At 76.0% G+C, this 9,872-nt stretch carries 10 protein-coding genes; 5 read left to right on the top strand and 5 right to left on the bottom strand.

The genetic code is table 11. The annotated features are described in order from the left end of the window. Window positions 1-259 (top strand): ATP-binding cassette domain-containing protein (locus HCN52_RS26420; protein ID WP_168089388.1); only part of this gene is annotated, 259 nt, incomplete at its 5' end. Continuing rightward, a complete protein-coding gene (locus tag HCN52_RS17485) occupies window positions 232-1,131 on the top strand; it encodes a discoidin domain-containing protein (protein ID WP_168089387.1) in 900 nt (299 codons plus the stop codon). The genes HCN52_RS26420 and HCN52_RS17485, both read left to right, overlap by 28 nt. 173 nt (window positions 1,132-1,304) lie before the next feature. Here HCN52_RS17485 and HCN52_RS17480 read toward each other — a convergent pair whose 3' ends face one another. From HCN52_RS17480 to HCN52_RS17470, 3 genes are all read right to left on the bottom strand, one after another. Further along, window positions 1,305-1,679, bottom strand: coding sequence for a hemerythrin domain-containing protein (locus HCN52_RS17480; RefSeq protein ID WP_312876748.1), 375 nt, complete (start codon window positions 1,677-1,679; stop codon window positions 1,305-1,307). A 135-nt stretch (window positions 1,680-1,814) separates the two neighbouring features. After that, on the bottom strand, window positions 1,815-2,585 hold the full coding sequence (locus HCN52_RS24835) for a TRADD-N-associated membrane domain-containing protein (RefSeq protein WP_209314667.1): 771 nt from the start codon (window positions 2,583-2,585) through the stop codon (window positions 1,815-1,817). A 449-nt stretch (window positions 2,586-3,034) separates the two neighbouring features. Further along, a complete protein-coding gene (locus HCN52_RS17470; protein WP_168089386.1) occupies window positions 3,035-3,889 on the bottom strand; it encodes a nucleotidyltransferase domain-containing protein in 855 nt (284 codons plus the stop codon). 510 nt (window positions 3,890-4,399) lie between these two features. On the opposite strand from HCN52_RS17470, the gene HCN52_RS17465 reads away from it, so the two are divergent. Further along, on the top strand, window positions 4,400-5,047 hold the full coding sequence (locus HCN52_RS17465) for a phosphatase PAP2 family protein (RefSeq protein WP_209314666.1): 648 nt from the start codon (window positions 4,400-4,402) through the stop codon (window positions 5,045-5,047). Between the two features lie 193 nt (window positions 5,048-5,240). After that, a complete protein-coding gene (locus HCN52_RS17460) occupies window positions 5,241-5,957 on the top strand; it encodes an ATP-binding cassette domain-containing protein (RefSeq protein ID WP_168089385.1) in 717 nt (238 codons plus the stop codon). Window positions 5,958-6,023: 66 nt separating this feature from the next. Here the strand turns inward: HCN52_RS17460 and HCN52_RS17455 are convergent, their stop codons facing one another. Next, window positions 6,024-7,286 carry an LCP family protein gene (locus HCN52_RS17455; protein WP_168089384.1) on the bottom strand — a complete coding sequence of 421 codons (1,263 nt, stop codon included), beginning with the start codon at window positions 7,284-7,286 and terminating at the stop codon, window positions 6,024-6,026. 210 nt (window positions 7,287-7,496) lie between these two features. Between HCN52_RS17455 and HCN52_RS17450 the strand changes: the two genes are divergently transcribed. Then, window positions 7,497-8,114 carry an acyl-CoA thioesterase gene (locus HCN52_RS17450; protein WP_245175238.1) on the top strand — a complete coding sequence of 206 codons (618 nt, stop codon included), beginning with the start codon at window positions 7,497-7,499 and terminating at the stop codon, window positions 8,112-8,114. A gap of 115 nt (window positions 8,115-8,229) precedes the next feature. Here the strand turns inward: HCN52_RS17450 and HCN52_RS26415 are convergent, their stop codons facing one another. Beyond that, window positions 8,230-9,753 carry a M48 family metalloprotease gene (locus HCN52_RS26415; protein ID WP_168089383.1) on the bottom strand — a complete coding sequence of 508 codons (1,524 nt, stop codon included), beginning with the start codon at window positions 9,751-9,753 and terminating at the stop codon, window positions 8,230-8,232. Window positions 9,754-9,872 lie beyond the last annotated feature (119 nt).

Below are 9,872 nucleotides of genomic sequence, written 5' to 3'. Positions count from 1 at the left end.
GCTGCTCGGCCCCTCCGGGTGCGGCAAGACCACCCTGCTGCGGACCGTCGCCGGGCTGGAGGAGTCCTCCGGCGGCGCGCTGCGCATCGGGGACGTCGACGTCACCCGCACCCCGCCACCACCGCGACGACAGTCCCGGTGCGCCGTCCCGGAGCCGACAGCGACTCCCACCCCGCCCACCCCGCCCGCCCGGCCGCCGCTCCGCCCGAACACGGCGGTCCGCCCGAGGAGATGGCCGACCGCGCCCGCAACCTCCTGATCCCGGTGGCGGAACCCCCCGCCCCGGTCCACGAGGGCGTCCGACCCGCGCTGCCCGGCAAGCCCGCGCCGATGCCGCTGCGGAGCAAGGGGCCGGGCGCGGAGCCCGGCATCGAGGGGGGTGACCCCTGCGGCTGGTGCGGCACGCCCAACCGGCCCGACCGGTACTACTGCGCGCGCTGCGCCATGAGCCTGGACACCGTCGACCGGGACGACGACCCCGCTCCGCTCCCGTGGTGGCGGCGGCTGTTCGGCCGGGACGACAAGCGGCTGCACTGGGCGGGGGAACGCCCCCGGATCCGTCGCACCTGTGCCTCGCTGGTGCGCTGGATCGCCTTCGGCGCGATCGGCCTGCTCGTCGTCACCGGCCTCTTCAAGCTCCCGGCCGCGATCAGCGCCACCCAGGACCACTTCGCCGTCCGCATCCCTGTCACCCACGACCAGGTCGGCGCCTCCCGGTCGTACGACGGGAACCCGCCGGAGCACGCTTTCGACCTGGTCAGCGACAGCTGGTGGGGGCCAGGGGTGTCGGGCGCGGGCAAGGACGAGTGGCTCCAGGTCGACTTCGACAGGGCGACCAGCGTCCTGGACCTGGTGATCACCCCCGGCGAGTCGACGCGCGCCGGCGACCTGGGCAACTCGGCCCAACCGCGCAGGATGGAGGTGCTGGTGACGGCCATGGACGACTCGTCGTTCTCGCGGGAGATCGAGTTGAGCAAGGGCGCCGGGCCTCAGCAGGTGCCGTTCCGGGCCCACGATGTCCGGAGCATCCGCTTCACCATCGTCTCCGCCTACGGCGCCGACCCCGACAAGCAGGTGGCCATCGCCGAGATCGAGCTCTTCGGCCCGTCCGGCTCCTACGGGCGTCGCTGACCCGCACCATCGGTCCGCCCGGCGCCGGCCCCGCCCTCGCGTGGCCGGCACCGGGCGGCCGGTGACCGCCCTCGCTCACAGCGGGCCGAACACCTCCCCCGGGTCGGCGTCCCACTCCAACGCGGCGAGGACGCCCAGCAACCTGCGCTCCTCGTAGCGGAAGTGGGACTCCATCACCGCCGAGACGCCCGCCAGGTGACGAGCCAGCTCCGGCCGGGGGCCGAGCTGCGCGCCGCCTGCTCGCATCGGGCCAGCAGGTGCTCGATCATGGTGTGGTCCTGCGCCGGCTTGGCCAGGGGCTCCCGCAACTGCGGGTGCCGTGCGGACAGCTCCGGGAACAGCGTGGTGTCCTCGCCGCGGTGGTGCCCGCTGAGGGCACCGCAGAAGCCGCGGCAGTACACCAGCAGGTCACGCACCCCGGCCGTCGTTCCGGGAGGGTCGTCGGCGAGGGACTCCTCAACGACCGGCAGTGCCTCGCGCAGCCGTGCGTGGACGCGCTGCATCTCGATGTTCCAGGCGATCAGCCTGGTCCGTTCTCCCTCACCCACGGGTGGGGAACGGGGACAAGGTCATGGGACCCTCTCTCCGGTTCGGCGCCTCCATGCCTGACGCGGTCCGCCACCGGCACGCGACGCTGCGCGCAGCCTACCGGCGGGGTGCCGGGGACGCACCGTTCCGGGGTGTCAGGGGATCGGCGGCCCGCCCGAACCGTCGCCCGAACCGCCGCCCGGGTCGTCCAGTTCCCGGCGGCGGTCCGCCTGACCGGGGAGCAGCCGGTCCACCATCACTTCCGGGCTGGACTGCATGTCCAGTGCCCGGATGGCCGCCGCGGCGTGCAACCGGTCGCGGGCACCGGGGTCGTTGACGCGTTCGATCAGCGCGATGGCCATGTCCAGCTTGTGGTCCAGGTCGATCTTCGCGTCCAGCCGGTCGGCCTGCTCCGTCACATGGGCGCGGGCCCGGCGCGCCTGCACCGCGAGAGCGCCGCCACCGACCGTGATCAGCGTGCCGGTCAGGCTGGTGACCACCGGCAGGTAGCTGAGGTCGGCGGAGCGCGCGTGGACCAGCGCGAGGACACCGCCGGCCAGCAGGACGGCCGCGCCGCCCGACATGAACCAGACGCTCAGTCGGAAGGTCCACTCCGCCTGCCGCAGCGCGTGGTCGAGGAAGTCGAAGAAGAACCGCTGCCGCTGCTCTGCCAGGTTGCGGCGGCCCTCGCTCCCGGGCTGCGGTGGGGTCCTCCCGGCGGCGGCCGAGACGTCGTGGCCGATGTAGACGTTGCTCTGGCTGCCGACGTTGATGGCGCCGCTGAGGGCGGAGACGTTGATGCCGCCGGTGTCCCCCGGAGCGCTGCCGTTCTCCGGTTCCGCGGCGGGGTGTTGCCCGCCGCCGTCCCACAACCCCTCGTCCCGGGCGCCGCCCTCCCGGGCGGTCTCGTCGCTGTGCGCTGCCATGTCTCCCCCGTCGCATCGTCCGGTGGTAGCTCGGCTGCGTTCAGCGTAGAACCGGCTTGCGAACCCCTGCGTCTCAAATGCCGCATATCAACCCATCGGAGGGCGTGTGCCGTCCACCATCGGATGCAGCACGCGCCGGGCGCACTCCTGAGGGGCCCGTGCCGGCGCTCCCGTCGGCGCCGATCGCGACCGATGGTCGCCCCGGCCCGGGCCCGGGCCCGGGCCCGTCCCGGTGCCGGCATCCCGCATCCGGACCGACCCTCCGCAGCGGTGGCGCGCGGCGGCGCGCGGGGTGACGGCGCTGCGCCGCGACCGGTGCCGGGGCAGCCGAAGCCCACCCCGGCGCACACCACGTCGGCCCGCCGCCCGCGCCCGGCAGCCGGTGCAGGGCCCGGGCGGGGACCGAGGCGCCGACCATGCGCCCCACCGGCCGCCGCGGGGCGGGCGGGTCACGGGCAGCGGCCGCTCGCCGCGATGTCGTGGACGAGGAAGACCGCCGCCGCCTGCTCCCGCCGGGTTGCCCGCTCGTCCACGGAGCGGAAGTACGCGTCGGGGAACCCGGCGCCGGCGCCGTGGCAGGCCGCGCCCAGTGCCCAGAACCGGGCCGCGCAGCGGGCCCGTTCGCGCAGCGGGTCGGTCACCGGCGAGAGGCCGGTGTAGCGCCATCGGCCGCCCTCCACCGGCGCGACGTGGCCGGTGCGCAGCAGCGCCGCCACGTAGACGTCCCGCTGGTGCGCCCAGAGCGCGCGCCACCGGTCCCGGTCGGCCGTCGACGCCGCCAGGTGGCCGGCGTAGTCGGGGTACAGGTCGAGGAGGGCCAGATAGCCGTGGGCGAGCATCTGGTCGCTGTTCCAGGGGCCGGGCACCCCCCGGACCGTGACGGCGCGCGCCAGCGGTCCGAGGAACCTGGCGGTCGCCGTCGCCAGGGCCGGCGCGGGTATCGCCCCGTCCGCGACGAACGGTGTGAACAGCCGCAGCGAGAAGTAGCCGCCGAAGCGGCGTGCGGCACCGTCGTCGGACAGGTCCCCGGAGGTGAGCACGTGGACGGTGACCCCAGTGGTGCCCCAGCGCAGCGTCCGGCGGTGGGGCGTGGGGGTGCCCGCCGGTCCGGGGAGCAGCAGCAGCACGTCGATGTCGCTGCCGGGCCGGGCCCGTCCCAGCGGGGCGCTGCCGTGCACCACCCAGGTGCGGCCGGCCTCGGGCAGCCCGGCGAACCGGGGCGAGAGCGCCGAGACGAGCTCCGGCAGGCGGTCGAGGAAGCCGGCGTCGAGCGCCGGGCCGGTCAGGTACGAGGCTGCGGTCATCTCGGGACCTCCCGCTGCGTGAGTCCGATCTCGGTCGGGGGAGGTGGCGCGCCCGGGGCGGCGGACGGCGCCACGGTCCCCCTGCCGTGGCGCGTCCTCCCGGGGATACCCGAGGTGGACCCGCGGAACCGCAGGTCGGCGGGGCTCGCTGGGGGGAAGGCGCGGCGCGGGGGTGCGCTGTGCTCGCGCCGTGCGGCACGCGGGGGGCGGTACGGGGCACGGACGCGGCCCCGGGCGCCGCGCGGCAGGTGCGGGGGAGCAGGGGCGCGCGAAAGGGGCGCGCTTCCCCCGGCTGTCACCGGCCCCGTTGCGCCGAGTGGGGGAGTGCGCGGCGCGGGCGTGCGGGTGACGGAGGCGCGCCCCCGGGCCGCGGGTACGGTCGTCCCGGTGTCCGGCCGAGGCGCCCGCCACGCGGCCGAAGCGGTCGCCCCCCCGGGGCGCCACGGCCGTCGCGCGCCGTGAACCCCGTCCCCGTCGCCCTCGCGCCGAAGCGAGGGGAGAGGCGTCGCCGTGTCCACTCCGTCAGCCGAACCGCCGCCCCCCGCCCGCCCGGCGCCCCTCGCCACCGCCGCGCCGTGGCGGGAGCCGCGGCTCGCGCGCTGGGTCACCGAGGCGTGTTCGCCGGGGGTGCTGCTGCTGATCGTGGTGTGCGCGGTCGGCCTGCACGCCACCGGCTCCGTCTCCGGGCTGGGATGGGCGCTGCTCACGGTGGTGCTGTGCTGCGTCCTGCCGTACGGGTTCGTCCTCTTCGGCGTGGCCCGCGGCTGGTGGGCCGACTGGCACATCACCGACCGTGAGCAGCGCACCGTCCCGCTGCTGGTGGGCGTGGGCTGCGTCGCGGTCGCGGTGGTGCTGCTGTGGTCGCTCCCGGGGGCGCCGCGCGATCTCGCCGCGCTCGTCGTCGCGATGCTGGCCGGCGGGGCGACGACCGTCGCCGTCACCCTGTGGTGGAAGATCTCGGTCCACACCGCCGTCGCCGCCGGCGCGACCGCGGTGCTGATCGTCACCTTCGGGCAGGCGCTGCTGGCGACGGCGCTGCTGCCCTTCCTGACGGGCTGGTCCCGGGTGGCGCTGCGTGACCACACCCTGGCGCAGGTCGTCGCCGGCGGGGCGCAGGGCGCGGTCATCGGCGCGGTCGGCTACTCCCTGCTGCGCTGAGCCCCGGACCGCACCCCACCGCAGCAGACCCATGGGCCCCTCCAACCCCGTTGCCCGTCAGGCGTGTTCGTCCGGAAAGCGATGGTCCGAGCCGGTGTCCTGGCCCCGCTCCGGTCGTTGAACCGTGCGGCGGGGCAGGCGGCCCGGGCGGGCTCGCACGGGCACCGGGCCACGACGGTGGAGAGGGGGACGGGTGGACGACGGGATCGGGCTGCGACTCACCGGGGTGCACAAGGCGTACGGCAGGCGGGAGGTGCTGCGCGGCGCCACGCTGGAGGTGCCGGCCGGTGCGCTGGTGTGCGTCACCGCCGCCGCGGACAGTCCGGGGAGGACCGGTCCGCAGCGCACCGCCCCCGACCCGGCGGGCAGCCGCGGCGCGGGCCGCACCACGCTGGCCCGGATCGCGGCCGGCCGGCTCCCGGCGGACCGCGGCCGGGTCGACCGCGCCACCGCCGCCGGCTTCTGCCCGCAGCAGGCGGTGCTCAACGAGTTGCTGACCGTCGACGAGCACCTGCGGTACTTCCAGGCCACCTACCGGCTGCGGGACACCCGGCGCGCGCTGGAACTGCTCGACCAGCTCGGGGCCGGCCACCTCCGGCACGAGGACGCGGCCTCGCTCGACCCCACCGCGCGGCAGAAGGTCAACCTCACCCTGGCGCTGATGCACGACCCCGCGCTGCTCGTCCTCGACGACCCCTGCCAGGAGTTGGACCGCGAGACCCGCCGCCGCTTCTGGGAGGTCGTCTGCGGACTGCGCGACCAGGGGCGGTCGGTGCTGGTCGTGGGGCGGCTCGCACCGGAACCGGGCGCCTTCGACAGCCTGCGGCTGGCCGACGCGGTCCTGGAACTGTCGGACGGCCGGCTCACCGCGGTGCGGCGTCCCGCCGGCGTCGGCGCCGCCCGCGGGTGACCGGCACGACGGCGGGGCGGGCCGTCGCCGCCCGCGGGTGACCGCCCCGCCGTCGTGCCCGGCTGGTCAGCCGTCGGTGGCCGTGACCGTCTCGTCGTTCTTGAGCTGCTCGAACAGCTGGGCGGCGGCCTCTTTGTCCCAGAGCACCGCCGAGCCCTTGTCGGTCGCGTAGCCGGGGTCGGCGACGGGCACGTTCATCTGGGTGCCGCCCTCGCCCTGGACGCCGCGCAGCGCCAGGAACATCCGGCCGAGTTCGAAGACGCTCATCTCCTCGTCGACGATCAGCGAGTCCAGGCTGGCACCCATCGTCGGGTACAGCCGGAACGGGTTCAGCAGCGTGGCGGGCGAGGCGACCTGGTTGCCGAGGGCGCCCAGGAACTTCTGCTGGTTCTGGGTGCGGCCGAGGTCGCCCATGGCCTCCTGGTACCGCTGCCGCACGAACGCCAGCGACTGCCCGCCGTCGAGGTCCTGGCAGCCCGCCGCGAAGTCCGCGCCGGAGTTCTTGTCCTGCACCGCCTCCTCGAAGCACATCTCGACGCCGCCGAGGGCGTCCACCACCGAGGCGAAACCGCCGAAGCCGATCTCCGCGTAGTTGTCGATGCGCAGGCCGGTGTTGTACTCGACCGTGCGGACCAGCAGCTCCGCGCCCTCCATGGCGTAGGCCGCGTTGAGCTTGTTCTGCGAGGCGGGGATCCGGTTGCCGGAGCTGGAACCGGTGAACTCCGGAATGGTCACCCAGGAGTCGCGCGGCAGGCTGACCAGCGCGTTCCCGTTGCTGCCGGTGTGCAGGACCATCATGGTGTCGGCCCGGGCGCCCTCGGCGTGGCCGGTGCGCAGGTCCTCGCGCTCCTCGGCCGTCAGCCCCTCGCGGCTGTCGGTGCCCACGATGAGGTAGTTGGTGCCCTTCCCGCTGTCGGGCCGCTCCTCCACCACCGAGAGGTCGACCTCGCGGCGCAGCTTGGAGTCGGCCCACAGGTAGGTTCCCACCCCGGTCACCAGCATCACCATGACCAGGGAGATCACCGTCCACTTGATGCGCCGGCCCCAGTTCGGCCGCGGCCGGTACGCGTCGTGGTCGTCGTGGTCGTCGTGGTCGTACCGGGACGGCGGGCCGTACCCGCCCCCGCCGCGCTGCGGCGGGGCGTACGACTGCTCGTAGCCGTCGTAGCGGTGGTCGCCGTAGGCGGGCCCCTGTCCGTAGCCGCCCTGCCCGGGAGGCGCCTGGCGGGAGACGTGGGGCATGACCCGAGCGCCCTCGGGCTGCGGGGGACCGCCGCGTCCGCGCCGGGGGTGCGGTTGTTCGGTCCATCCCTCGGGCCAGTCATTCATGTCGTCAGTCTGCCGTCCCGCCCAGCGGCGGGGGAGAGGGGGTCGGGATCTGTGGCAGAGCTGATGCAATGCGCCCCGCGCCCACCGCACCCCGCACGCCCCCGCGCCGCGGGCCGCCCCGGGCCGGTGTGACCGGGCTCTCGCCGGGCCGGGGCCGAAACCGCCGGTCAGGGCCGGTGCCGCCCGCACGGCACACCTAGAGTGGACGGCATGACCGAACCGATCACCGCCCGCAACGGCGCCGAGGGCGCCGGCGGCGGCCCGGGCGCTTCCCGCGAGGAAGCCCCGGGAGCTGCGGCGGCCCGTCCGGCCACCAAACCGACGGCCGCCTCCCGCACGACGCTCAGCCACATCATGACCGCGAGCGACACCAACCTGCTCGGCACCGTCCACGGCGGCGTGATCATGAAGCTCGTCGACGACGCCGCGGGCGCCGTCGCGGGCCGTCACTCCGGCGGACCCGCCGTGACCGCCTCCATGGACGAGATGGTCTTCCTGGAGCCGGTCCGGGTCGGCGACCTCGTGCACGTCCGGGCCCAGGTCAACTGGACCGGGCGCAGCTCCATGGAGGTCGGCGTCCGGGTCCTCGCCGAGCGCTGGAACGAGTCCACCCCCGCGACCCAGGTCGGCACCGCCTACCTGGTGTTCGCCGCCGTGGACGAGCACGGCCGCCCGCGGCCGGTGCCGCAGGTCGTGCCCGAGACGGAGCGGGACCGCCGCCGCTACCAGGAGGCGCAGATCCGGCGCACCCACCGGCTGGCCCGCCGCCGCGCCATCAAGGAACTGCGCGAGCGCCGCATCGCCGACGGGCTCGACACCGACGGCTGACCGACGGCTGACCGACCCCGCGCCCCGCACCGCGCGCCGTCCGTCGACAGGGGCGCGGCGGCCGCTTCGACAGGGGCGGGTCGCCGCAGTGGCGCGGAGGCCGCGCCGACCGCCGTCACCAGCGGGAGATGTCCACGGCCTCCCGGCGCGGCCCGCGGCGCGGCGGGATGCGGCCGGCCAGCATGACGAACCGCGTCGCCCGGTGGCGCTGGCCCGCGTAGGGCGCCAGCAGCTCCAGCATCCGGGCGTCGTCGGCGTCCCGCTCACCGGCCAGCGCGTACCCCACGACCCCCGGCAGGTGCAGGTCCCCGACGGTCACCGCGTCCGCCGCCCCGTTGCTGCGCTGCAGCACCTCGGCCGCCGTCCACGGGCCGATCCCGGGGACCAGGCACAGCCGGTCGATCGCCGCCGGCAGCTCCATCGCCGCCGCCTGCTCCAGTCGCGGAGCGGCCCGCACGGCGCGCACCACGGTGTCGGAGCGCTTGCCGTCCACCCCGGCGCGGTGCCACTCCCACGACGGGACCCGCAGCCAGGTCGCGCGGTCGGGCATCACCCGCATCGGGCCGTCCCCCTCCCCGGCGGGGCCCGGGGCCCGTTCGCCGAACCGGTTCACCAGCCGCCGCCAGGACCGGTACGCCTCGCGCGTGGTGACCTTCTGCTCCAGCACCGAGGGGATCAGCGCCTCCAGCACCGCCCCGGTGCGGACCAGGCGCAGTCCCGGGTGGCGGCGCGCCGCCTGAGCCACCAGCCGGTGGTGGGCGACGAACTCCTCGGGGCGGTCCTCGGCGCCCAGCAGCTGCGGCAGCCGGGTCACCCGATGCGTCATCAGCCCCCGGCTGGAGGAGCAGCTCAGGACGCCCCGGTGCTCGTTGAGCCGGATGAGCGCGACGGCGGCGGTGAGGCGGCCGCAGCGGTGCGACGCCTCGTCGTCGGCGCAGAGCTCCACCAGCCGGTGGGTCTGCGCCCGGAGGTCGGCGAAGACGGGGACGCCGGGGAAGCCGTCGCCCAGCGCGGTGGCGAGCCGCAGCAGGGCGTGGTGGCGGGCGCGGGCGTGACCGCGCTCGTGGGCGAGGACGGCGTCCAGCTCCTCGGGGCGGAGCAGCCGGAGCGCGCCGGTGGTGACGACCAGTCGGGCGTCGCGCCCGGGGAGCCACCAGGCGTCGGGGTAGGAGTCCTCCAGCACGAGCAGCGCGCCCCGGGTCTCGCCCGTCGCGGCCGGGCCGGCGAGACCGTCCGGCAGCTGCGGCGCGCGCTCCCGCAACGCACGCCGGTGGGTGCGGCGCGCGCTGCGGTCGCGCAGGAGTTCCCGGAGGACCACCAGCGCCGTCCAGAGACCGCCCGCCGCCAGCAGCGCGGCGAGGGCGGTGGCCCAGGGCGCGGACGGGCCGGCGGCGTAGGCGAGCAGGACCGACTCGGGCGCGGGGGCGAAGAGGTGCGCGTGCACGGCGGGGAACGCCGCCGCCGTGCAGAGCGCCAGGGCGCAGAGGCAGCAGAGCATCACCGTCCCGATGAGGCACCACCACAGCCGCAGGGCGAGCACCGGGTCGCGGTCGGGCCAGCGGGCCGCGGCCAGGGCACGGGGCGCCGGGAGGGCGGCCGACAGGGCGAGGGCCAGCAGCAGGGCGAGCGAAGGGGCCATGGTGCGCTCCGCGGTTCGGGGGACGCCGAGCCGACGAAGCCGGTCGCGCCGGTGAGCAGGATCGTGCCGTCCGCGGTCACCCGCGCCCCCTCGTGGTGTGGTTCCGACGGTTCCGATGG

Source organism: Streptomyces bohaiensis (genome assembly GCF_012033785.1).
Lineage (GTDB): Bacteria > Actinomycetota > Actinomycetes > Streptomycetales > Streptomycetaceae > Streptomyces > Streptomyces bohaiensis.
This window is presented reverse-complemented; position numbering and strand designations above follow the sequence as displayed.